Here is a 22,137-nt window from a genome sequence, read left to right as displayed (position 1 = left end):
CTCTGGCCAGGAGCAGTTGCGCTCCACGCGATGGAAATCGTGCAAAAAAGGACATAGGCACGACGCTGTGGCGCTTTCAAGACGCGGCGGCACTCTTAATGCGTTTGGCGCGCAGTTCTGTCGAAGAAAGCGCGATGCGGGGCCCGTGCAGGTAGATCCAGGCCGGCGTTTCCGCCACTGGCAGCTGCGCCGCGTCCACCTCGCGCAGCCGGCGCCGCCGGAGCGCGATCGCCGCCGGCGCGGCCGGCCCGGTGAAGGTGCTGCCCCGCCGGTCATAGACCGCGATCGGCATCAGTCCGGCGATCCGCCGCCAGTCGCGCCAGCGGTGGAACTGGCGCAGATTGTCGCCGCCCATCAGCCAGACGAGGTCGACGCCCGGCAGCCGGTCGGTGAGGATGGCGAGCGTGTCGGCGGTGAAGCGCGATTTCAGCGTCGCCTCGATGGCGGTGACGTGGATCTTCGGATGCCGCGCCATGGCGCGCGCGGCCGCGACCCGGTGCCCGAGCTGATCGGGCGCGTGGCCCTTCAGGGGATTGCCCGGCGTCACCAGCCACCAGACCGCGTCGAGCTTCAGCCGCCGCAGCGCCATCAGGCTGACGGTCAGGTGGCCCTGATGCGGCGGATCGAAGGATCCGCCGAACAGCCCGATGCGCTGGCCGGGCGCCGCATAAGGCAGCTTCAGGGCCGAGCGCAATGCCGGATCGATCGCTTCCTCCGTTCCGCTCCCCCCTGCGGAATTCACGGCCGCGTCTGCCCGGAGCCGTTGACGCGATACTTGAACGAGGTCAGCTGCTCGACGCCGACCGGCCCGCGCGCATGCATGCGGCCGGTGGCGATGCCGATCTCGCCGCCGAAACCGAATTCGCCGCCATCGGCGAACTGGGTCGAGGCGTTGTGGACGACGATGGCGGAATCGACTTCCGCCAGGAAGCGCGCCGCCGCCTCGGCGTCGTCGGTGATGATCGCGTCGGTATGGTGCGAGCCATAGGTCTCGATATGGTCGATGGCGGCGTCGAGGCCGTCGACCACCTTCACGGCGATGATGGCGTCGAGATATTCGGTCGACCAGTCTTCCTCGGTCGCGGCCGTCGCGGCGGCAATCCGCCTGGTCGTCTCGGCGTCGCCGCGGATGGCGCAGCCGGCGGCGATCAGCGCCTCGACGATCGGCACCAGATGGGTGTCGACGACGGCGCGGTCGATCAGCAGCGTCTCGGCCGCGCCGCAGACGCCGGTGCGGCGCATCTTGGCGTTGACGAGGATGGTCTTCGCCATCTCCAGGTCGGCGGCCGCATGCACGTAGATGTGCACCAGGCCCTCGAGATGGGCGAAGACCGGCACGCGCGCCTCGTTCTGGACGCGGGCGACCAGGCTCTTGCCGCCGCGCGGCACGATCACGTCGATGGCGCCGCCAAGGCCGGAGAGCATGGCGCCGACGGCGGCGCGGTCGCGCGTCGGCACGATCTGGATGGCGTCGGCGGGCAGGCCGGCCGCGACCAGCCCCTCGACCAGCGCGGCATGGATGGCGGCGGAGGAATGGAACGAGTCCGAGCCGCCGCGCAGGATGACGGCATTGCCGGCCTTGAGGCAAAGCGCGCCGGCGTCGGCCGTCACGTTGGGCCGGCTCTCATAGATGACGCCGATGACGCCGAGCGGCGTGCGCACGCGCTCGAGATGCAGGCCGTTCGGCCGGTCCCAGGCGGAGATCACCGTGCCGACGGGATCGGGCAGGGCGGCGATTTCCTCGATCGCCGCCGCGATGCCCTCAACGCGGGAAGGCGTCAGCGTCAGGCGGTCGATGAAGGAGGCGAGCGCCCCCTCGGTCTGCATCGCCGCGACGTCCTTGGCATTGGCGGCGAGGATCTCGCCGGCGCGCGCGCGGATGGCGGCGGCCATGGCGGAAAGCGCCGCGTTCTTGCTGTCGGCCGAGGCGAGAGCCAGGCGCCGCGCCGCGGCGCGGGCGCGCCGGCCGATTTCCAGCATCACGGCTTCGACCGTTTCGGTCTCGTTTTCGCGGAGGAGGGACGGGGTCATCTGGATCTTCCTATTCGCCGCGAAGCGCCATGTCGTCGCGATGGACCATGGCGGCCCGGCCAGCAAAGCCGAGAATCGTTTCGATTTCCTTGGTGTTGCGGCCGGCGATCCGTTCCGCGTCGGCCGCGTCATAGGCGACGAGACCGCGGGCGATCTCCTCGCCGTTCGGCCCCTGCACGATGATCGCATCGCCGCGCTGGAACCGGCCCTCGATCCGGCGCACGCCGGCCGGCAGCAGGCTCTTGCCGGTCCGCAGCGCCTTGACGGCGCCGTCGTCGATCACCAGCACGCCGCGTGTCTCCAGATGGCCGGAGATCCATTTTTTCCGCGCGGTGACGGGGTTGAGTTCCGGCAGGAACCAGGTTGCCTTGGCGCCGTCGGTGATCCGCTTCAGCGGGTTCAGCGGCTTGCCGAGCGCGATCAGCATCGCGGCGCCCGCGACCGTTGCGATCTTCGCCGCCTCGACCTTGGTCTTCATGCCGCCGCGCGAGAATTCCGAGCCGGCGCCGCCGGCCATCGCCTCGATCTCGGCGGTGATGCGCTCGACGACGGGAATGAACACGGCGTTCGGATCGGATTGCGGCGGGGCGGTGTAGAGGCCGTCAATGTCGGAGAGCAGCACCAGCAGGTCGGCGCCCATCATCGAGGCGACGCGGGCGGCGAGCCGGTCGTTGTCGCCATAGCGGATCTCGCTGGTCGCGACGGTGTCGTTCTCGTTGATCACGGGAATGGCGCCGAGCTTCAGCAGCGTGCCGATGGTCGAGCGGGCGTTCAGGTAGCGGCGGCGCTCCTCGGTATCGCCCAGCGTCAGCAGGATCTGGCCGGCGGTGCGGCCATGGCGGCCGAGCATTTCGGAATAGGCGCGCGCGAGCGCGATCTGGCCGACGGCGGCGGCAGCCTGGCTTTCCTCCAGCTTCAGCGCGCCCTTGGGCAGGCCGAGCACGCCGCGCCCGAGCGCGATGGCGCCGGAGGAGACTAGCAGGATCTCGCGCCCGCCGGCGGCGAGCTGGGCGACGTCGTCGACGAAGGCCGCCAGCCAGTCCTCGCGAAGCCGCCCGGTGGCGCGGTCGACCAGCAGCGCCGAGCCGATCTTGATGACGATGCGGCGGAAATTCTCCGGCTTGAGCTTCGCCGCGATGTCGGCGGTCTGTTCCACGATCAGGCTCATGGTGTCTGTGCTCTTCGATCCGATGGGGCGATGCCCCGTTGCAAGGCTCAGGAAACAGAGGCCGGCGAGACGAGGCTCGCCCGGCCAGGGTTCATGAGCTTCACGGTCGCCAGGGTTCGGGCTTGGCGCTCGGATGCATGTTCGGGTCTTCCAGCTTGCCTTCGTCGATGATGCGGCCGATCGCCCGCAGCGCCGCCTCGACGCCGACGCGGGTCGCGGCGGAAAGCACGAGCGGCGTATGTCCGCAGGCCTTGGCGAGCTTCCTCTTGATCTTCTCGAGCTCGTCCTCGGGGATGGCGTCGGCCTTCGACAGCGCCACCACTTCGCGCTTTTCGGCCAGCACGTCGCCATAGGCGTCGAGTTCGCCGCGCACGATGCGATAGGCCTCGGCCGGATCTTCCTGTGTGCCGTCGACGAGATGCAGCAGCACGCGGCAGCGCTCGACATGGCCGAGGAAGCGGACGCCGAGGCCGACGCCCTCATGCGCGCCTTCGATAAGGCCGGGAATGTCGGCGAGGACGAATTCGCGGCCGTCGCTCCTGACGACGCCGAGGTTCGGATGCAGAGTGGTGAAGGGATAATCGGCGATCTTCGGCTTGGCGGCGGTGACGGCGGCCAGGAAGGTCGACTTGCCGGCATTGGGCAGGCCGACCAGGCCGGCATCGGCGATCAGCTTCAGCCGCAGCCAGATCCAGCGCTCCAGCCCCTCGAGGCCGGGATTGGCGCGGCGCGGCGCCTGGTTGGTCGAGGTCTTGAAATGGGCGTTGCCGAAGCCGCCATTGCCGCCCCGGGCCAGCTGCACGCGCTGGCCGACATGCGTCATGTCGGCGATCAGCGTCTCGCCGTCCTCGTCATAGATCTGCGTGCCGACGGGCAGCTTCAGCGTGACGTCGTCGCCCTTGCCGCCGGCGAGATTGCGGCCCATGCCGTGCACGCCGACCTTGGCCTTGAAATGCTGCTGGTAGCGGTAGTCGATCAGCGTGTTGAGGCCGTCGACGCATTCGGCCCAGACGTCGCCGCCCCGGCCGCCATCGCCGCCATCCGGCCCGCCGAACTCGATGAATTTTTCCCGACGAAACGACACGCAGCCGGCGCCGCCGTCGCCGGAGCGGATGTAGACCTTGGCTTCGTCGAGAAATTTCATGTTTTCAACTCGTAGTGACGCGCGCGCGTCAGGGCTGTGTCGATATGCGCAAGATCGCGGCCGAGCGCAAGGTTATGCTGGACCGAGCGGCCGACGATCTCGAAGCCTAGCCGCTTCTGGATGGCGAGCGAGCGCTCGTTGCCCTCGAAGACGCCGGACTGGATCGCGCGGATGCGCGGGTCGCGGAACGTGTCGTCGACGAGCGCCGCGACAGCCTCGCTCATGTAGCGCTTGCCCCAGTGCGCCTGCGCCAGCCAGTAGCCGAGCACGGGCTCCGGGCCGGCGTCGCGTAGCGAGATCAGGCCGATCATGCCGTCGCGATCGATGGCGTAGACCTGCTCGGCGCTGACCGGGCGCTGCGCCCGCTCCCAGGCGAGGAAGCGCTGCGCCTCGTCGAGATCATAGGGGTAGGGGACGCGCGCCAGCCAGCGCGTCACCTCGTAGTCGCTGAGGCCGGCCACGATGGCGGGGCCGTCATCGGGCCGGAGCGGCCGCAGCAGCACATTGGCCGCGCGGATCGTCTTCTCAGGCAGCATCGCTCGTAACGTCATCATCGCTCGCCCTCGTGTCGAGACCCTTCATCGTTCCGAATTCCGTCGGCGCCGTGGCGCCCCGGGAATTGGTGTCCCAGGAATTGGCGCCCCAGGCCTTCAGGCTCTGCCAGACCCGGCGCTCGAGCACGAAATGTTCGACCGGAACGGAGCCGCGCTCGGAAAGAGAGCGCACCATGCCGGTGTCGCGGAACTGGAAACCGCACTTCTCGACCACCCGCCGGGCGGGCCCGTTGGTCACCCGCACCACGCACCAGAGCCGCTCCAGCCGGCCGGCGCCGAAGGCATGGTCGATCGCCGCATGGGCGATCTCGGTGCCGAAGCCCTCGCCCCAGTGGTGCTCCGCGACCCAGAAGGACAGGTCGTGCCCGTTCGGGCGGGATTCGCTCGGGCGGTGGAAGCTGGCGCCGAGCAGGCTGCCATCCGACCGCGACAGGGCGATCTGCGCCCCGCCGGCGGCCGGATAGTGGCTCTGCCGGATCCAGGTTTCCGCATCGGCGCGGCGATAGGGGTGCGGCACGCTGACGAGGTTCCGCGCGACGCGCGGATTGTCGATGGCCGCGGCGAGGACTGCCGCATCTTCCGTCCTGGGGCGCCGCAGCACGAGCCGCGCCGTCAGGACGCTCCGTTCTTCGTCCTCTGTCGTTCCTTCTAGATCCTGGTCCCGCATTGGTGCCTCCCGGTCGGGCCAAAAGAAAAGGGGAGATGGTGTCCCATCTCCCCTGTCTTCAGGCCGTCACGGTCGGCCGGGTCGATGCGACACCGGCGTTCCTTGAGAAGAGCCGGTTATTCTGCAGCCTCCAGCGCCGCCGGGGCGACGGAGACGTAGGTACGGCCATTGGCTTTCTTGCGGAACGATACGAAACCGTCCGTCACGGCGAAGATCGTGTGATCCTTGCCGAGGCCAACGCCGGTGCCCGGATGCCACTGGGTCCCGCGCTGGCGCAGGATAATGTTGCCGGAAATGACGGCTTCGCCGCCGAACTTCTTGACGCCGAGACGGCGACCCGCGGAATCGCGACCGTTGCGCGAGGAACCGCCTGCCTTTTTGTGTGCCATGATCGAACTCCCGATCCGTTGGTTAGGGGCGCGCTAGGAAGCGCGGCTCAGCGATCTTCGCCAGACTTCAGCTCTGCCTGGTCGATCTTGGCGCGCGGCGGCTTGCCGGCGAGAAGTTCGGAGGCCTGCTGGACCCACTCTTCACGGCCGACGCGGCCACGGAGCGCGAGTTCCTCATCGTACTTGGCGATGTCGGCATCGGTCCAGGCAGCGATCTGCTCCCAGGAGGTGACGCCGGCGGCGCGCAGCTTCTTCTCGATGGTCGGGCCGATGCCCGAGATCAGCGAGAGGTTGGAGCTGTCGATCCCGCCGCTTGCGAGCGCGGCCGGGGCGGCGTCGGCAGCCGGAGCGGCCTTGGTCTTCGCCTTGGCGGCCTTCTTGCCGGAATCCTTGGCGCCGTTCGTCAGGATCTCGTTGATCCGGACGAGCGTCAGGCTCTGGCGATGGCCGCGGCTGCGCTTCGAGTTCTGGCGACGGCGCTTCTTGAACACGAGGATCTTGCGCGTGCGGAACTGCTCGATGATCTCGGCCGAGACCGAGGCACCGGCCACCAGCGGCGCACCGACGGTGACGCCGGCGTCGCCGCCGACGAGAAGGATCTCCTCGAAGGTCACCATGTCGCCGGGCGCGCCGGTGAGAAGCTCGACTTCGATCTGGTCGTTGGCGGCAACCTGGTACTGCTTGCCACCGGTCTTGATGACTGCGAACATTGTTCTTTCCGTTGTTCAGCGGGACCTCGAAGGGTCCGCTTCTTCAGTCAGGGTTTCGGGAAATGGAAATGGCGCAGCCAAAACGCCGCGCCGCCATTCGGCCCGCACTTATAGGGACGGAGCCGCGCCTGTCAAGCGAAAGCGGCCTTCCGGCGCCCTGAAAAGCAAGCCCGGCCGCCCGCTCGCAGCCCGCCGCCGGCTACGCAGATTTCGCGATTGGGCGGGAGCAGCGGGGAAAGGCAGGGAGCGTCCCGGCGATGGACAGGTCCGCGATGGCTCCCCTGCCCGGACCGGGACCGTTGGCTTGGCTGTCGTCGCATCGGCAAGCCCCTGCGGGCGCGGAAGCGCCGAGAGGGAGCGGCGGCGGCAAGCGCCGGCCCCATGGCGCGCCACTGCCGTAAGGCGGGATAAGGCTCTGCCGCTCCCTGAGGAGGCCGCGTGCGCGCCGAAGGCCTTTTCTGCCTCGGTCCGGCTCGCGGCGCTTGGGCCGTTCGCAGCCACATTCATCCACAAGCCGTGGGAAAGGCGGCGAAGGGGCTTGTCATCCCGTGCCGGCCCATGTATCAGGCCAATCGCGCTAGACAGCGCCACCGCGGAGAGGTGGCAGAGTGGTCGATTGCACCGCACTCGAAATGCGGCATACTCGCAAGGGTATCGGGAGTTCGAATCTCCCCCTCTCCGCCATCTAACTTCATGAACATTGTTGGGTTCTTGCCGCTCGCCTTGTGAGGCGGGGGCCTATTCGTGCCTGCTCGGCTCGACGGAATCCGGCAGGACCCGATCTCGGCATTTCGGGACTGGTCCGCGCGACCGACATTCACTGGCGATCGCTGCAACCGTTCAGGTCGGCTACCAGCGCAGGACGAGGCGGCCGGCCGCGGCGCCGGCCAGGGTCAGGATGGCGATCGCCAGCGAATACCAGGTGGCGACGAAAAACGGCGAATCGTCGAAGCAATGAGCAGCATAGAAGGTCGCCGCGAGCCCGCCGGCGAGCAGGCCGCAGGCAGCGCCGGCCAGGCCCGGCCGCGTCGTCGCGCCATGGCGCAGCGCGGCCAGCAGCACGGCGAGGGGACCCAGCCCGATCAGGGGGATCATGGTCAGGCAGATCAGGCTGTTGGTGCCGACAAGCCGCGCTCCCCATTCGGCGGTGGGAATGGTGGCGATCTCCATCAGGATGGCGGCGAGCAGGATCGCCGGCGCAATGGCGAGCAGCGCGCCGCGACGGCGGGGCCGGGAATTCGGGCGCGCCAGCTCGGCGACCTGGAACAACGCCGTCACGGCCAGCGTCGCGGTGATGACGAATTTCAGCAGGAAGCGCGTGGTATGCGCGGCTTCCGCGAAATCGGGACGTGGGCCGAGCAGCGTGGAGAACACGACCGCGGCGATCACGCTGGCCAGCCCGCAGGCGCCCAGCAGCAACAGGCCGAGCGAAAGCCGGGGCGCGGCGGCGTCGCGGGCGATCGCCTTGATGAGATCGTTGGTTTCCATGTCCGTTCCGTTCAATCCTGCACAAAGCGGCGGGCGATCGCCTTCAGGCCGCGATGCAACGCCACGCGCACGGCGCTCTCCGTCATGCCCAGCGCATGCGCCGTTTCGCCGATCGTCGCCCCCTCGACCGAGATCGAGGCGACGACATTGCGCTGCACCGTCGCCAGCCCGCCCAGCGCGCGGTCGATATCGCGCGCCAGCGAGGCTTCCTTTTCCGGTTCGGCCAGCGTCTCGGCGAAATCGTCGATATCGACCTCGACATGACGGCCGCGCCGCCGAAACGCATCGATCAGCTTGAAGCGGGCGATGGCATAGACCCACGGCATCACCGCCTCGTCCTGACGCCAGGTGTGACGCTTCAGGTGGATCGCCAGCAGCGTCTCCTGCACCACATCTTCCGGCTCGACGCCGGCATGAACGATGCGCCGGCGGCAGAAGCCGCGCACATGCCGGGCGACGCGTTCGAGAAAGACGGCATAAGCGCCTTCATCGCCAGCCATGGCCGCCCTGAAAAGCCGCGCGAGTTCGGCGTCGTCCGTCCTCGTCAAGCCTGTCATCCCTCTTCTTCGGCCTTATGCGTCCATTGTTACGACGCTGGCGAAATATCCCGGAACCGGCGGCAAGCGCCATCACGAAACCGTGTTCGATCGCGCCTGTAACGAACCATGCCCGCCTCCCGAAGTCGACGGCATGGGGCGCAGAAAGCGCTCCTCCCAACCTTCACAGGAGAACGTCATGAACCGCCAGACCCTTGCCCTCGCCCTTGCCGGATCGCTCGTTTCGGCTTTCGCGACCGCGGCTTATGCCGCCCCGCTTCCGGCTGAAAAGATGGTCGGCATGGAGAAGTGCTACGGCATCGCCCTGAAGGGTCAGAATGATTGCGCCGCCGGTGCCGGCACCACCTGCGCCGGAACCTCGACCAAGGACTATCAGGCCAATGCCTGGAAGGCCGTCCCGGCCGGAACCTGCGCCTCGATGGAGGTGAACGGCCACAAGGGTATGCTCAAGCCGATGTAGGCGCGACGCGGGCCTCACGGAAGGCCGCTCCGTCGCTTTCCCATCCGCCAATGCGACGGGGCCCGGTGCGTCGGGCTCCGTCGCTTCGAAAGCTCAGGGCCGACATCATGAACGCCACCACAGCTTCCACCCACCTTCTTCCAGCGCGCGCCGGGCTCGGCCTCAAGCCCGAGCATGTCGGCGAGATCCTGGATACCGAGCCGGATGTCGGCTTCTTCGAGGTTCATGCCGAAAACTACATGGGCGATGGCGGCGCACCGCATCGGGCGCTGGGCGAGATCGTCACCCGCTATCCGCTGTCGCTGCATGGCGTCGGCCTTTCGATCGGCGCCGAGCGGCCGCTTGACCCGGCCCATCTGGCGCGGCTGCGCGTCCTGATCGACCGCTATCGGCCGCAGTCCTTTTCCGAGCATCTCGCCTGGTCGACGCATGAAAGCGGCTTCCTCAACGACCTGTTGCCGCTGCCCTACACCGGGTCAACGTTGCGCCGCGTCGCCGACCATGTCGATCAGGTGCAGCAGGCGGTCGGCCGGCAGATGCTCCTGGAGAACCCGTCGACCTATATCCTGTTCGAGGACAGCACGATTGACGAGGTCGACTTTCTGGAGCGCGTCGCGGCCCGGACCGGCTGCGGTCTTCTGCTCGACGTCAACAACGTCATGGTCTCGGCCGTCAACCACCGCGCCGATCCGTTCGCCTATATCGACCGCTTTCCGGTCGAGCGCGTCGGTGAGATCCATCTTGCCGGCTATGACGAGACCCTGGACGGCGCCGGCGACCGGCTGCTGATCGATGCGCATGGCTCGAAGGTGAGCGACGACGTCTCGGCGCTCTACCGCCACACCATCGATCGCGCCGGTCCGCTGCCGACGCTGATCGAGTGGGACAATGACGTGCCTGCCTTCCCGGTGCTGCTGGCGGAAGCCGCGCGCGCCGAAGCCGTGCTGGATGCGGCGACGTCCCGGCGCGATGCGCGCCTCGCAAGGCGGGCATGAATCATGGATCAGAGCGCCTTTGCCGCCGCCTTGCTCGATCCGTCCCTGCCGGTGCCCGGCGGCGTGACCTGCGCCCGGGGCGAGCCCGACGCGACCCGCTTTTCCATCTATCGCAACAATGTCGTCGCCGGCCTGTCGCGGGCGCTTGGCGAGCGATTTCCGGTGGTGCGGCGGCTGGTCGGCGACGCGTTCTTCAACGGCATGGCGCGCGCCTTCCTCACGACATCGCTGCCGCAATCGCCGCTGATCTTTGCCTATGGCGACACGTTCCCGGATTTCATAGCCGGTTTTGCCCCGGCCGCCGCTCTGCCCTATCTCGCCGACACGGCCCGGCTCGAGGCTGTCTGGACCCGCGCCTATCACGCCGCCGATGCCACGCCGCTTCCGGCGGAGCGGCTGCTGGCGATTGCGCCGGAACGACTGCCCCTTGTCCGGCTGTCACCCCACCCGGCAGCCGCCCTGGCGCGATCTGACTTCGCCATCGGCACGATCTGGCAGGCGCATCAGGCCGAGGCCGTCGGCTCCGTGGCGGCGATGGCTCCGGAGTGCGTGCTGGTGACCCGGCCGGTCTTCGATGTCCGCGTGCATGTCGTGCCGACGGCCGATGGCGTCTTCGCCGATGCGGTATTCCGGGGCGAGGCGCTCGGCGAGGCGGCGGCGATCGCTTTCGCGCGGCACCCCGACTTCGATTTCGGCCACGCGCTTCTGGGCCTGGCTTCGCTCGGCGCCTTTGCCGGCAGCCCCTCGCAAGGAGATCCGACATGACCGGCATCGATCACACGTCGACGCACCCCGGGCTCTCGCCCTGGCGCATCGTGCAGCGCATCGAGGCGATCGTCGCCGCGATCCCCGAGGCGCTGCCGCTGCTGGCGCTGCGCTTCGCGCTGGCGGTGCCGTTCTTCAAGTCGGGGCTGACGAAATGGGATGGCTTCCTGACGCTGTCGAATGGCGCGCGCTATCTGTTCACGCAGGAGTTCAGCCTGCACATCTTCGGCAACGAGTACCCCTATCCGGCGCCGATCCTGATGGCGACGTTGTCCGGCATCGGCGAGATCGTGTTGCCGATCCTGCTGGTGCTCGGCCTGGGTACCCGCTTCGCGGCCCTCGGCATCCTGCTGATGACGGCGGTGATCCAGCTGACCGTGCCCGAGGGATGGGCCAATTTCCATCTGCCCTGGGCGGCGATGGCGCTGACGCTCGCCGTCTATGGCGGCGGTCAGCTGGCGCTCGACCGCGCCATTGGTCTTGGTTCGCGCAAAGGCTGATCGGGCGTCGCCCTCAGGCGGACGCCGCCTTCTCGGCCTGGTCGACCGCGCGTTCCAGGCGCTCTCGCGTGGCGGCGCGAAGGCGGCCGAGGTCCAGCTCCTGCGCCATCCGTCGCACGGCCTCCTCTCGATCGGCCCCTTCCGACAGATAGAGCTGCGCCAGGCTGGCCAGCTCGATGATCGGAATGTCGGAATGGTCGCGCGTCTCGGCGAGACCGCGGAAGGCGAAGATCGCCGTTGCATCCTGGTCGTGGCGCCAGAGCAGTATCCGCGCGTCATCCGTCGTTCTTGGATAGGCGGATCCTGCTGCGGCAAGCACCGTTTCGCGGATTCGGCTGGCGGCCCGGGAGAAGCCGTGGGCGCGCGCGATGCGGTGGACGAGCAGGTCCGCGTAGATCGGCGCCTCCTCGCTGATGACATGCTTGACCATCGCCCGGATCGCGGACTGGTGCGCGGGATCGTAGAACCGTTCGCCATCCGGCTCGAAGCCGGCCTCGCGGAGGTCGGTCTGGCGGTATCCGGCCGCCGTCACCTGTGGCGCTGCAGCCAGCGAGGGAGGCGGCGCCGCGTAGGTCGCGGTTGACGGGGATCGCGGCAGCGGCGGCGGAAGGTCCGGTTCGTCGAAGTCTGCCGGCGCTTCCTGCGCCACGAAGTGCGTGAGGATATCCGTTGCCGTCGGATAGGGCGCTTCGGCGCCTGCCTCGGCCGCATCGATGGCGAGCGGTTCGATCGAGGGCGATTCGATGTTGGGCTCGGGTGCCGCCGTGACGTCCGCCTCGCGCGCCGCCCGTTCCGCTCGCGCGGCCTCAAGATCGGACAGGAGCTGGTCGTGCAGCCGTTCGAAGGCGGCGGGCGCGTTGATCCACCAATCCGGGCTCCAGACCCGCCGGATCCGCCAGCCGAGCTGTATCAGCACGTTCTCGCGCAGGCGATCCCGGTCGCGCGCCGTGGCCGAACGATGGTAGGTCGCCCCGTCGCATTCGACACCGGCCAGATAGCGTCCCTGCGCATCGGGATCGACGATGCCGAGATCGATGCGGAAGCCCGAGACGCCGATCTGCGTATGGACGATCCAGCCGCGGCTTTCGAGCGCCTTCTTCACCGCATCCTCGAAGGGAGATTCCGTCTCGCCTCCCGTCAAGACGAAGGCTTCGGCCAGTGCGCGCGTTCCGCGCTGGGCGAACTCCAGGAAGTGCTTGAAATCGCGCACACCGCGCGCGGCCGTGCGGGAGAGGTCGATCTGGTCGGGATGCAGCGTCGCGAACACGACCATTTCCCTGCGGGCTCGCGTGATCGCCACATTGAGGCGGCGGTGTCCTCCCTCCTTGTTCAGCGAGCTGATGGTCGCGACCGCGCGTCCGCTCGCATCGGGCGCGACCGCCACTGAGAAGAGGATGACGTCGCGCTCGTCGCCCTGAACATTCTCCAGATTCTTGACGAAGACGGGTTCGTGCCAGCTCTTCGGATCGAAGAACAGCTCCAGCTCAGGCCGGTTGCGACGCTCCGCATCGAGGAGATTTTCGATCAGGCGTTGCTGCTCGCCATTGAAGGTGACGACGCCGAGCGAGGAACGGCCACGCTCGAAATCCGGTTCGCGCAGTCGCCGCACGATGTCGGCGACCACCACGCGGGCCTCCTCGCGGTTCACCCGACCCGCGCCCCGCTCGTAGACGCCGTTCGGCACATGGACGTAGCGCACCGCCCTGTCCTCGGTGACGGCGGACGGGAAAGTGATCAGCTGGCCGCGATAATATTCCTGGTTGGAGAAGGCGATCAGGCTTTCATGCCGGCTGCGGTAGTGCCAGGTCAGCCGGCGCGGCGGGATGTTGGAGGCCAGGCATTCGTCGAGGATGCTCTCCTGGTCGGCGACGTCGGTGCCGTCCTCGATCTCGTCGATGCCGCGTTCGCCCACGCTGGTCGGCGGCAATTGCTCGGGGTCGCCGACAATCACCACCTGATTGCCGCGCGCGATCGCGCCGATCGCGTCCCAGACCGGAATCTGCGAGGCCTCGTCGAAGATGACGACGTCGAAGGGCCGGCTGTCGGCGGGCAGGTATTGCGCGATCGAGAGCGGGCTCATCATCACGCAGGGCGTCAGCCGGGTCAGCACGGTCGGTATCGTGCCAAAGAGTTGCCGGAGCGGCTGATGGCGCGCTCGTTTGGTGAGTTCGCGCGCCAGCGTCCCCCATTCGGGATCGGCACCGAAGGCCGTGGGCGGCGGGATGTCGCCCTTCAGCCGCGCGCGGACGATCTGCTTCGCGAGCTCCGACACGCGCTCGTCGGCCGCGCGGAAGCGCGCGATGGCATCCTCCTGGCGCGTGACCGAGAAAGACCGCAGCACGGGATCGTTGGTGACGATCTCGTCGATCCACCAGCGCGCATAGGCGCCGCGGAACGCCGCCTCGACCGCGTCGGGCGCGATCCGTCCGGCGACGACGGCGTCGACGATCGGCCGCAGCCCGCTTTGCCTGGCGCTTTCGGCGGTTGCGTTCCAGTGACACCAGTCCTGGATGCGGTTGAGGCTGGCCATCCAGCGTTGAACCATTTGCGGTCCATCGCCCGGCCAGGCGTCGCCCGGCTCCGTGATCGTCTGTCGCGCCGCGAGGTCGGCGAGCTCGGCCTCCCTCGTCGCGAGCTCGCGAAGTCCCGTGGCAAAGGCCTGATAGGCGGAATGCGCCTGGCCGCCCGCTGCCAGCAGGTCGCGATAATCGCGCAGCAGCATGATGACATGGCCGACGATGTCTCCCGGCCGGAGCGCCAGCGGGCCGGCGATCCGGGCCGCGGCAGAGCGCGCGCTCTCGGACCAGGCAAGGGCCGCGCGAAGGCCCTCCAGCTCGACGTCGAGGCCATTCGCCTTCAGGCCGGCGGCACGCAACGGCGCCGAAGCCTCGTTCACCTTCTCGATGATGTCGCGCAGTTCGATCAGGGCGATCAGCTCGCGCGCGACATCCTCGCCGACCGGCTTGCTGGCGAAGGCCTGCAGCTTGTCGCGCACCTTGCGTTGCCGGCTGCCGCGGACCAGGAAATTCGAAGCGCTGGCTTCGGTCCATTCCGCGCGAAGCGCCGCCAGGTCTTCGCCAAATATCGATGGCGCATAATCGCTCTGCAGCCGCCGTGTCGGGGCGAGCGCCTGCTGTTGCAGGTCCTCGATCGCGGCGAGGGCGGAGGCCAGCGCGTCGCCTTCCGGTCCGAGCAGGCGCGACCCCAGCGGCGCAACAGGATCGATCAATACGGCCCCGAGTGCCTCCAGAGCGCCGAGCGAGGCCGCGTCCCCAGGCACAGCCAGGCCGACGGTCTCTCCGAAGTGTTCCGCGAGGCCCTCGAACGCGTTGGCGGCCGCGACGTAATGCTTGCCTGCATCCAGAATGCGCGTCCGCCAGGCCGGCGTCCAGGAAACGACCTCGAGCCCTTGCAGGGGATGCTGGGCGGGGTTGCCGATCGCTCCCATGTCGGTTCGAAGCTTGCGCACGATTTCGGCAAGCGCGTCGCGCTCGGCGGGGGTGTGCTCCCGCGGGCCCCAATCGAGCACGATGTCCTCGATGAGGTCGCGTGTTCCGATCACCTGGCTGAAGCCTTGATAGGCGGTCATGCCGTTCGATCGACGATGATGCAGTGCCGTCACCAGCGCATTGAGCTCGTCCCGCAGCCGGCCGAGTTCCGCTGTCGCCTCGTGCCATTGCGAGGCATCCGGCGCAGCCCGCTCATGCCAGGCCGTCTTCAGCTGGCCGAGAACCTGCGCTTTCTGCGCCTTGGTCGAATGAACTTCCAGGCAGTATTCGCCGAGCCCGATCGCCTTCAGCCGTCGCTGCACGACCTCGAGCGCCGCCGTCTTCTGCGAGACGAAGAGCACCGTCTTTCCGAGCGCCAGGCATTGCGAGATCATGTTGGCGATGGTCTGGCTCTTGCCCGTTCCCGGCGGTCCGAACAGGACGAAATCCTTGCCGGAAGCGGCGGCCAGCACCGCTGCGAGCTGGGATGAATCCGCCGAGAGCGGCGCGAACACATCGACCGGATGGTGGTTCCGATCGATGTCATGCGCCTCGGGGAAGGAGGCGGAATCGCCGTAGCTGTGCTTCGGCGTGTCGATCAAGTGGCGGACGACCGGGTTGCGCTTCAGAAGCTCGGTCCGGTCAACGAGATCCTTCCACATCAGGAATTTGGTGAAGGAGAACGTCGACAGCATGACGTCCGCCGTCACCTCCCAGCCGGGAAGATCCCGAACATGGGTGCGCACGATCTGCAGGATCCGGTCGACATCAAGTCCGGTATCGTCGATCGGCAGGTCCTTTTCGAGTTCGGGCATCCGCAGGCTGAAATCCTGCCGCAGCAGCTGCAGGAGGGTCGGGTTGAAACGCGGCTCCTCGTCATGCAGCGCGAGCCGGAAGCCGGCACGAACGCTCGATCGCTGCAGCGACGCAGGGATCAGGATCAGCGGCGCGCGGCAGGGAGCCGCTCCCTCCTTGGCGGACCATTTCAGAAAGCCGAAGGCCAGGAACAGGATGTTGGAGCCGCCTTCCTCGAAGGCCGTCCTAGTCAGGCGGTAGAGATCGGTCAGCCGGGCGTCGAGTTCCTTGTCGGTGAGATCCGTATGCAGCTCCCGTTGCGAGAGCGCGTGCAGCAGGAAGGACCGGCGCCCGTCATCCTGGCGCTGCGTCTCGAAGAGGCCGGCGTCGCGCTGGTCAGCCCCCGTCAGCACCTCGGCGCGACCGAGCAGCTTGAACCGCTCGCCGCCGGCCAGCATGTCCTCGAGGGCGGCTGGAGCCGGGCAGTCGAGCGCGATCGCTTTCCGTGTATCCTTGAAGTTGAGCAGCTTGTTGCGCAGCGTCAGATCCAGCAGCTTTCGCTTCCAGCGCTCGAGCCGGTCGACGGTCGGATCCTCTTCCTCGCGAACCACGATCTCCTGCACGAAGTCAGGTGCTTCCTCGAGGCCGACCACGCTGGTCGGCGCGTCGGTGAGCGGTCGCGCGGGCGTGCCCGCCTCGCCGAGTTCCAGCGGGCGAATGCCGCGCGACCGGCTGCGCTGGATGTCGATGGCGAGTTCGAGCGGCGCGCTCGCATCCTCGTCGACCTGACGGTTGCCCTTTTCGATCGCATGCGCGAAGCGCGCGGCTGGCGTCTGTGTCAGCAGCGTTGTCTCGACGAAGAGCATGTCCTCGAGATCGCGACGCTTGCGAAGCAATTGCACGTCGTCGACCACGGCGGTGGGGAATCCCTCGTCCTTGAGCCACAGGCCGACAAAGGCGTGTCCTGCCGTCAGCACGACAAGCGGATGCAATCCGGCCTGCTCGAGGCAGGCAGCGTAGAGAAGCGTCGTGTCCAGACAGGTGCCGACGCGGCGTTCGATGACATCGCTCGGCCCGCGGACCTTCTGACCGGTCCGCTCGAAGCTCGCCGGCGGCAGGACATAGGCGATCCCGCGGGCAGCCAGCGCTGACCAGATCGCGGAGGCGAGTTCCCAGACCCGCTCCTTGCGGCCGCTCGTGTAGCCGTCGATGGCGCCGGATTTTCCCGCCTGCTCAAGGCGGGTTGCGGCATCGCGCAGGACCGCGTCGACGGCGGGGTCGTTCGGGCGGACGAAGGCGGCGAGAATCTCGGGCGCGGCGCCGACGCCACCCCACTGCGCCGGTGGCAGGAGCTGGATTTCGACGATCTCGGTCGCGACCGGTACGCCATTCGCGGCAAGCCGGAACGAGAGCGAACCGCGCACGCCTTCGGCGAGGCCGCGCAGATAGCCGGCATCCAGGGGAAGATCCGGCATCCTCACATGGTGGGTGCCGCCGGCAGCGATCCGTTCGATGCGGATGGCCAGGGGCCGCGCGAAGGCCGGCTCGCTGACGATCTCGATGAGTAGATCGGTCGCGTCGATCTCCGACGCGTTCTCGATGACGATCTCGCTGATGGCCGGAATGGCGTTCTGATGGAAGGCGACGCTCAGATGCCCGGCGACGAACGCACGAATATTCAGAACCTGCTCAGTCACCGCCGTCCCCCCGACGTTTGTTTTCGGCAGACTACCGCAATCAACCCGCGCTGTCGTTGTCCGGTTGCAGTCAATAGTAGGTCTCCCGCTGCGGGTGCAGCGGCTGGAGCCGGGGTAGTCTTGCGGGCGGGTCGTAATGGCGGCTCGATGACCGGCACCGCATCCTGAAACAGGCGTGGTCGCCGATCGGCGGGTTCACCTTCTCCGGGGGGCAATGGCTGCGGCACGCTGGAGGATCCGGTGCTGCGGGAGATCGCCGGCCGGCATGTCCAATCGACCGTCCAGGCGATGCTGCGCTGGCATCTCGACGAAGGCGCGGCGCGACGGCGCCGGATGGTGCCCAGCGTCGTGCGCTCCTTCCTGTCGAAGCATGATCTTTTCGAAAAGGCGCTGGTTCCGCTCGTCACCCATGGCGGCTATGGGCCGGGAGACAGCCACGTCGTTCGTGCGCGCCGCGCGCCCGCCTCGCCGCCGCCTTCGTCAAGCGATGCGATCAGGAGCGCGAGACGCTCGAAGAGGTGACGCAGTGGCCCGGTGCCCTCTGGCGGCCCCTGTTCGCCGCTTCGTTCAGCGCCTCGTCTTGTAGAGCCGTTCCCGGCGCAGATGGTCGATGGCGACCGCCGTGATCAGGATGCAGCCCACGATGATGCTGTTGTACTGCGGCGGTACGCTGGCGACGATCAGCGCATTGTCGATCTCCGAGAGTAGCAGCGCGCCGACGGCGACGCCTGTGATGCTGCCGAGACCGCCGAGAAGGCTGATGCCGCCGATCAGCACCGCCGTCACCACCGACAGCGTCACGGCGGATCCGCCCGCCGCCACCTGGCCGCTGCCGACACGGGCGGCGTAGATGATGCCCGCGAGCGCGGCCATGGCGCTGGCCAGGACATAGAGCGTCGTCTCGATCCGGCCGACCCGCAGGCCGTTGGCGATCGCCGCCTTGCGGTTGCCGCCGAGCGCCCGCACCTCGACGCCGAACGGCGTGCGCTCCAGCAGGAACCAGAAGGCGAGGCCGATGACCAGCGCATAGAGGACGATGAACGGCACGCCGAAGATCGATCCCTGGCCGAGGCGCTGGAAGGTCGGGGGCAGGGGAAGGATATCCTGGCCGCCGGTGGCGACGATGCAGAGGCCGCTGATGATGAAGAAGGTGCCGAGCGTGGCGATGATGGGAGGAACATGAAGCTTCGCCACGACGAGGATGTTGGCATAGCCGGCGACCATGCCGGCCAGGATGCCGGCGCAGACGGCAAGCGGCCACGGCAGGCCGGCCGTCAGCATCCAGGCCGTCGTCAGGCCGCCGAGCGTGAACACCGAGCCGACGGAGAAATCGAGGCCGCCGCCGATCATCAGCAGCGACGCTCCGCAGGCCATGATGAAATAGATGACCGCGGCGCGGGCGATATCGATGAGATTGTGCGGGTTGACGAAGTTCGGGTTGCGGATCGTCGCGGCGATGCCGATGAGGACGATCACCGCGATCAGCGTCGTCTCCGGCCGAAGCAGGCTCGCCAGGCCGAAGCGGCATTCGCTGCCACGGGCGCGGGGGGAAAGCGAGTCGGTGGCGGTCATGACAGGGGCTCCGGTTCGGATGCGGCACCCTTGATCGCGCCGGTGATAAGGCCGACGATTTCGTCGCGCGTGGTCTCGGCGACGCGTCGCGTCGCGATCGAGTTGCCGAGTCGCATGACCGTGATGCGGTCGGCATGGCGGAAGACGAAATCGAAGTCGTGGCTGATGCAGAGGATCGTCTTGCCCCTGGCGCGAAGGTCGCGAAGGATGTTGCCGACATGGGCGGTCTCGCGCACGCCGAGGGCGGCGGTCGGCTCGTCGAGCAGCATGATCGGCAGGTTGAGCCGGACGGCGCGCGCCACGGCGACGATCTGGCGTTCGCCGCCGGACAGAAGGCCGATCTGGGTCCGCACCGAGCCGACGCGAATGCGCAGGTCGTCGAGCACCTTGGCCGCCTCGCGCTCCATGCGCGGGCGATCAAGGAAAAAGCGGCCGCGCCGGGGGATGGCGCCGAGCGACATGTTGGTCGCGATGTCGAGGCATTCGACCAGAGCGAGGTCCTGGTGCACGACGGCGATGCCGTGGCGCTGCGCCTCGGACGGATCGTGCATGACGATGGGGTTTCCGCCGACCAGCATCTCGCCGCTATCGCCACGATGGATGCCGCACATCACCTTCATCGTGGTGGATTTGCCGGCGCCGTTGTCGCCGACGATGGCGTGGATCTCGCCCGGATAGGCGGAGAGGCTGACATTCGTCAGCGCCCTCACATTGCCGAAGGACTTGCCGATCGAGCGAAGTTCGAGGGCTGGAACGCCGGGGTTGCCCGGAGCTCCTTCCCGCTGGGAGGCCACGGCGCGGTTCACTGCCAGCCCTTGGCGATATAGTCCTCAATCCCTTCGGCGCCGAACATGCGGACGCCGACATCGACCTGCTTCGGCACGCCCTCGCCCTTCGACTGCCGGACCAGGCCGTCGACGACCTGACCGCCGGCGTTGCACAGATCCTGCATCATCAGCCTGTGCACCGTGCCGTCGGTCAGGCCTTCCTTGCCGCCGCCGGCGGCGCCGTTTGCGACCATCACCACCTTGCCGACCAGGTCGCGCTGCTTGATCGCCGAGACGGCGCCCTGCGTCGCGCTGCCCATGTGCGAGGCGATGACATTGATCTCGGGATGGGCCGTCAGCAGCGCGTTCGCCTGGTCGAGCGCCTTGCTGGCGTCGTCATTGGTGCTGACGACGGCGATCACCTTCACATTGCCCGACTTTTCCGCGGCGGCGGTGAAGCCGTCGAGGAAGGCCTTGCCCGGGCCGCTCGGTCCCTGGATCATCAGGCCGACATTCTGGGGTCCCTCGCGCTCGGCGATCGAGGCGGCGAAGATCTCGCCGACGGTGGTGAAGTTGGCGCCGACATTGACGTCCGACGCCGCTTCCGTGCCAGCCGCGCCATAGAGCGTGCCGACCATGATGTCGGCGGCCTTCGCCTGCTGCAGGATCGGCACGAAGCCGTCCGAGGCCGGAAAGGTGATGATGGCGCCGGCATTGTTGGCGATGCCCTGCTGGATCTGCGTGAACATCTGCGTCGTGTTCAGCGTACCGTCGGTCGGGCCGGCTTCGGTTTCGGGAATGCCGAGTTCCTTCGCCTTGGCGGCGAGGCAGTCGCCGATCAGCCGCCAGGCCGGATATTGGGGCAGCGGGTTGACGAAGAGGATGGACGAGATCGGCTTTGCCGATGCGGCGCCCGGCAGCGCGCTCAGCGCCGTGGCGGCCAGGCCGGCGGCGACGAGTACGCGGGCCATTCCGGAATGGGCTGCAGGTCGAGACTTGTGCATTGGGGCGTTCCTCCTCGGTTTGTTGTTCCCCCGACGCCGGCGGTCTTCGGGCAGGCCCGGCAAAGGGCTCCCGCTCGTCGGGTTCTCGGCTGTCATTTTCGATCGTCCAGGGAACGTTCCGCCTCCCCGCGGAACGTCGCCATTTGCCCATGTCACCGCCGGCTTGTCAATAAGTAAGTCAGAATGACTTAATTGAACCAGCCCAGATCGACCGCCTCGGCCATGGCGCGATAGCCGCTGTCGTTCGGGTGGATGTGGTCGCCGCTGTCAAAGGCCGGAAGCAGCCGGGCAGGGTGGGCGGGGTCGCGCAGCACCGCGTCGAAATCGAGGACATGGACGTCGTCGTCCTGGCTGCGGATCCACTTGTTGACGGCCTGCCGCGTGCGTTCCTTGCCGGCCGTATAGTAGCCGCTGTTGGGCACTTCCGACATGGTGCCCTCGAACGGCGTCACCGTGCCGACGGCCACCTTCAGCCCGGCGATCCGGGCTCGGGCGATCACCTGGCGGAGGCCGGCGATGATGTCGTCCGCGCGCACCTCCTCGTCGGGCCCGGCGAGCACGGTATGCGGCCAGACGATGTCGTTGACGCCCTCGAGGACGACCAGGTGCGTCATGCCGGCCAGGCTCGCCACGTCGCGATCGAAACGCTCGAGCAGCTTCTGGCCGCGGCGGTTGTGCAGGATGCGGTTGCCGCCGATGCCGAGATTCACGACGGCCAGGGATTCGTGTCCGTGCTGCTGGAAGCGTTCCGCGAGGATATCCGGCCAGCGGCAATCGCCGTCGATGCTGGAACCATAGCCGTCGGTGATGGAATCGCCGATGCAGACGACGCCACCGGTCGCCGTCTCCGTCTCGCAGTGGATCGCGCTCAGCAGATAGCGGCTGGTCGTCGTCTGCTGGACGATCATCTGCTCGGCGGCGGCGAAGTTCCCCGGCACCGAGATGAAGGCGGTCTGCTGTGCCTCGAAATGATGGGTGTGGACCGGGATGAAGCCGCTCGAATAATAGCTCACCGCGACGCGGGCGAGCGGACCGACCGCGAGATCGATCGGGTCGCTGAACAGGGGGGAGCCGGCGTGGATGGTCGCGCTGCGGCTGCCGCCAAACGTTACCGGCCGCGTCGTCAGCGGCTCGGCGGCGCCGCCTTCGCCGGCCATGGCGATCTGTACGGCGTCGAGCTGGAACGGCCTGTCGCCGAATTCATTGGTCAGCCGCAGCACCAGCCGTTCGCCGCCGATGCTGATCCGGGCCACTTCCCGGATCGTCTGGTTGTAGAAGCCCGACAGGGCTCCATCGGCCGCCCAGACGTTCATGGGGGCCGCCGTCCAGCTTGGACACCACCGCTTTGTCATTGGAAAACCTTCAAATTTCGGGACTTCGACGCTA

The 22,137-nt window shown here is 67.8% G+C and carries 20 protein-coding genes and 1 tRNA gene; 6 read left to right on the top strand and 15 right to left on the bottom strand.

Features of this window, described 5'->3' with window-relative positions:
* Nucleotides 1-76: 76 nt before the first annotated feature.
* The 8 genes from OSH07_RS12345 to OSH07_RS12310 all read right to left on the bottom strand — a co-directional run bounded on the left by OSH07_RS12345 (nt 77) and on the right by OSH07_RS12310 (nt 6,663).
* The gene (locus OSH07_RS12345) at nt 77-742 is read right to left on the bottom strand and encodes a nicotinate-nucleotide adenylyltransferase (RefSeq protein ID WP_266338955.1); all 666 of its coding nucleotides are present in this window, start codon (nt 740-742) and stop codon (nt 77-79) included.
* On the bottom strand, nt 739-2,031 hold the full coding sequence (locus OSH07_RS12340; protein ID WP_266338954.1) for a glutamate-5-semialdehyde dehydrogenase: 1,293 nt from the start codon (nt 2,029-2,031) through the stop codon (nt 739-741). Before OSH07_RS12340 ends, OSH07_RS12345 begins: the two co-directional genes overlap by 4 nt.
* A 10-nt stretch (nt 2,032-2,041) precedes the next feature.
* A complete protein-coding gene (proB, locus tag OSH07_RS12335; protein ID WP_266338953.1) occupies nt 2,042-3,199 on the bottom strand; it encodes a glutamate 5-kinase in 1,158 nt (385 codons plus the stop codon).
* Nucleotides 3,200-3,299: 100 nt separating this feature from the next.
* A complete protein-coding gene (obgE, locus tag OSH07_RS12330) occupies nt 3,300-4,343 on the bottom strand; it encodes a GTPase ObgE (RefSeq protein WP_266338952.1) in 1,044 nt (347 codons plus the stop codon).
* Nucleotides 4,340-4,897: a GNAT family N-acetyltransferase gene (locus OSH07_RS12325; protein ID WP_266338951.1), complete on the bottom strand. Its 558-nt coding sequence runs from the start codon at nt 4,895-4,897 to the stop codon at nt 4,340-4,342. Before OSH07_RS12325 ends, obgE begins: the two co-directional genes overlap by 4 nt.
* On the bottom strand, nt 4,869-5,564 hold the full coding sequence (locus OSH07_RS12320; protein ID WP_266338950.1) for a GNAT family N-acetyltransferase: 696 nt from the start codon (nt 5,562-5,564) through the stop codon (nt 4,869-4,871). Before OSH07_RS12320 ends, OSH07_RS12325 begins: the two co-directional genes overlap by 29 nt.
* A gap of 116 nt (nt 5,565-5,680) precedes the next feature.
* Nucleotides 5,681-5,953 carry a 50S ribosomal protein L27 gene (gene rpmA, locus OSH07_RS12315; protein ID WP_266338949.1) on the bottom strand — a complete coding sequence of 91 codons (273 nt, stop codon included), beginning with the start codon at nt 5,951-5,953 and terminating at the stop codon, nt 5,681-5,683.
* A gap of 47 nt (nt 5,954-6,000) precedes the next feature.
* A complete protein-coding gene (locus OSH07_RS12310; protein WP_266338948.1) occupies nt 6,001-6,663 on the bottom strand; it encodes a 50S ribosomal protein L21 in 663 nt (220 codons plus the stop codon).
* A gap of 594 nt (nt 6,664-7,257) precedes the next feature.
* Between OSH07_RS12310 and OSH07_RS12305 the strand changes: the two genes are divergently transcribed.
* Nucleotides 7,258-7,347, top strand: a tRNA-Ser gene (locus OSH07_RS12305).
* Between the two features lie 165 nt (nt 7,348-7,512).
* On the opposite strand, the gene OSH07_RS12300 is transcribed toward OSH07_RS12305, so the two are convergent.
* Both OSH07_RS12300 and OSH07_RS12295 read right to left on the bottom strand, forming a co-directional pair.
* Nucleotides 7,513-8,151 (bottom strand): NrsF family protein, encoded by a 639-nt coding sequence (locus tag OSH07_RS12300; RefSeq protein WP_266338947.1) that lies wholly within the window; start codon nt 8,149-8,151, stop codon nt 7,513-7,515.
* An 11-nt stretch (nt 8,152-8,162) separates the two neighbouring features.
* Nucleotides 8,163-8,651: a sigma-70 family RNA polymerase sigma factor gene (locus OSH07_RS12295; protein ID WP_420909620.1), complete on the bottom strand. Its 489-nt coding sequence runs from the start codon at nt 8,649-8,651 to the stop codon at nt 8,163-8,165.
* 235 nt (nt 8,652-8,886) lie between these two features.
* On the opposite strand from OSH07_RS12295, the gene OSH07_RS12290 reads away from it, so the two are divergent.
* From OSH07_RS12290 to OSH07_RS12275, 4 genes are all read left to right on the top strand, one after another.
* Entirely contained in the window at nt 8,887-9,168 is a 282-nt protein-coding gene (locus tag OSH07_RS12290; protein ID WP_266338945.1) for a BufA1 family periplasmic bufferin-type metallophore, read from the top strand.
* Nucleotides 9,169-9,275: 107 nt separating this feature from the next.
* The gene (gene bufB, locus OSH07_RS12285; protein WP_266338944.1) at nt 9,276-10,163 is read left to right on the top strand and encodes an MNIO family bufferin maturase; all 888 of its coding nucleotides are present in this window, start codon (nt 9,276-9,278) and stop codon (nt 10,161-10,163) included.
* Between the two features lie 3 nt (nt 10,164-10,166).
* Complete coding sequence (locus OSH07_RS12280; RefSeq protein WP_266338943.1) at nt 10,167-10,928, top strand: HvfC/BufC N-terminal domain-containing protein; 762 nt, start codon at nt 10,167-10,169, stop codon at nt 10,926-10,928.
* The gene (locus OSH07_RS12275) at nt 10,925-11,428 is read left to right on the top strand and encodes a DoxX family protein (RefSeq protein ID WP_266338942.1); all 504 of its coding nucleotides are present in this window, start codon (nt 10,925-10,927) and stop codon (nt 11,426-11,428) included. The genes OSH07_RS12280 and OSH07_RS12275 overlap by 4 nt, the downstream gene beginning before the upstream one ends.
* 13 nt (nt 11,429-11,441) lie before the next feature.
* Here the strand turns inward: OSH07_RS12275 and OSH07_RS12270 are convergent, their stop codons facing one another.
* Entirely contained in the window at nt 11,442-17,408 is a 5,967-nt protein-coding gene (locus OSH07_RS12270) for a DUF3320 domain-containing protein (protein WP_266338941.1), read from the bottom strand.
* Nucleotides 17,409-17,648: 240 nt separating this feature from the next.
* Here OSH07_RS12270 and OSH07_RS12265 point away from each other — a divergent pair, with 240 nt between their 5' ends.
* Nucleotides 17,649-17,930 carry a hypothetical protein gene (locus tag OSH07_RS12265; RefSeq protein WP_266338940.1) on the top strand — a complete coding sequence of 94 codons (282 nt, stop codon included), beginning with the start codon at nt 17,649-17,651 and terminating at the stop codon, nt 17,928-17,930.
* Nucleotides 17,931-17,975: 45 nt separating this feature from the next.
* Here OSH07_RS12265 and OSH07_RS12260 read toward each other — a convergent pair whose 3' ends face one another.
* The 4 genes from OSH07_RS12260 to OSH07_RS12245 form a co-directional block, all read right to left on the bottom strand.
* Nucleotides 17,976-18,980 (bottom strand): ABC transporter permease, encoded by a 1,005-nt coding sequence (locus OSH07_RS12260; RefSeq protein ID WP_266338939.1) that lies wholly within the window; start codon nt 18,978-18,980, stop codon nt 17,976-17,978.
* Nucleotides 18,977-19,774: an ATP-binding cassette domain-containing protein gene (locus OSH07_RS12255; protein WP_266338938.1), complete on the bottom strand. Its 798-nt coding sequence runs from the start codon at nt 19,772-19,774 to the stop codon at nt 18,977-18,979. The genes OSH07_RS12260 and OSH07_RS12255 overlap by 4 nt, the downstream gene beginning before the upstream one ends.
* A gap of 8 nt (nt 19,775-19,782) precedes the next feature.
* Entirely contained in the window at nt 19,783-20,718 is a 936-nt protein-coding gene (locus tag OSH07_RS12250) for a sugar ABC transporter substrate-binding protein (protein ID WP_266338937.1), read from the bottom strand.
* Between the two features lie 221 nt (nt 20,719-20,939).
* Entirely contained in the window at nt 20,940-22,064 is a 1,125-nt protein-coding gene (locus OSH07_RS12245; RefSeq protein WP_266338936.1) for an SGNH/GDSL hydrolase family protein, read from the bottom strand.
* Between the last annotated feature and the right edge of the window lie 73 nt (nt 22,065-22,137).

The organism is Kaistia nematophila (genome assembly GCF_026343855.1).
Lineage (GTDB): Bacteria > Pseudomonadota > Alphaproteobacteria > Rhizobiales > Kaistiaceae > Kaistia > Kaistia nematophila.
The sequence above is the reverse complement of the archived record's forward strand: the minus strand, read 5'-3'. Positions and strand labels throughout refer to the sequence as shown.

Bases quoted from the DNA above. Each gene is read 5' to 3' on its own strand.
- obgE (WP_266338952.1), bottom strand. From the start codon at position 4,343: ATGAAATTTCTCGACGAAGCCAAGGTCTACATCCGCTCCGGCGACGGC.
- OSH07_RS12300 (WP_266338947.1), bottom strand. From the start codon at position 8,151: ATGGAAACCAACGATCTCATCAAGGCGATCGCCCGCGACGCCGCCGCG.
- OSH07_RS12290 (WP_266338945.1), top strand. From the start codon at position 8,887: ATGAACCGCCAGACCCTTGCCCTCGCCCTTGCCGGATCGCTCGTTTCG.
- OSH07_RS12280 (WP_266338943.1), top strand. From the start codon at position 10,167: ATGGATCAGAGCGCCTTTGCCGCCGCCTTGCTCGATCCGTCCCTGCCG.
- proB (WP_266338953.1), bottom strand. From the start codon at position 3,199: ATGAGCCTGATCGTGGAACAGACCGCCGACATCGCGGCGAAGCTCAAG.
- OSH07_RS12260 (WP_266338939.1), bottom strand. From the start codon at position 18,980: ATGACCGCCACCGACTCGCTTTCCCCCCGCGCCCGTGGCAGCGAATGC.
- bufB (WP_266338944.1), top strand. From the start codon at position 9,276: ATGAACGCCACCACAGCTTCCACCCACCTTCTTCCAGCGCGCGCCGGG.
- OSH07_RS12340 (WP_266338954.1), bottom strand. From the start codon at position 2,031: ATGACCCCGTCCCTCCTCCGCGAAAACGAGACCGAAACGGTCGAAGCC.
- OSH07_RS12295 (WP_420909620.1), bottom strand. From the start codon at position 8,651: ATGGCTGGCGATGAAGGCGCTTATGCCGTCTTTCTCGAACGCGTCGCC.
- OSH07_RS12245 (WP_266338936.1), bottom strand. From the start codon at position 22,064: ATGAACGTCTGGGCGGCCGATGGAGCCCTGTCGGGCTTCTACAACCAG.
- OSH07_RS12250 (WP_266338937.1), bottom strand. From the start codon at position 20,718: ATGGCCCGCGTACTCGTCGCCGCCGGCCTGGCCGCCACGGCGCTGAGC.
- OSH07_RS12275 (WP_266338942.1), top strand. From the start codon at position 10,925: ATGACCGGCATCGATCACACGTCGACGCACCCCGGGCTCTCGCCCTGG.
- OSH07_RS12325 (WP_266338951.1), bottom strand. From the start codon at position 4,897: ATGATGACGTTACGAGCGATGCTGCCTGAGAAGACGATCCGCGCGGCC.
- OSH07_RS12320 (WP_266338950.1), bottom strand. From the start codon at position 5,564: ATGCGGGACCAGGATCTAGAAGGAACGACAGAGGACGAAGAACGGAGC.
- OSH07_RS12310 (WP_266338948.1), bottom strand. From the start codon at position 6,663: ATGTTCGCAGTCATCAAGACCGGTGGCAAGCAGTACCAGGTTGCCGCC.
- rpmA (WP_266338949.1), bottom strand. From the start codon at position 5,953: ATGGCACACAAAAAGGCAGGCGGTTCCTCGCGCAACGGTCGCGATTCC.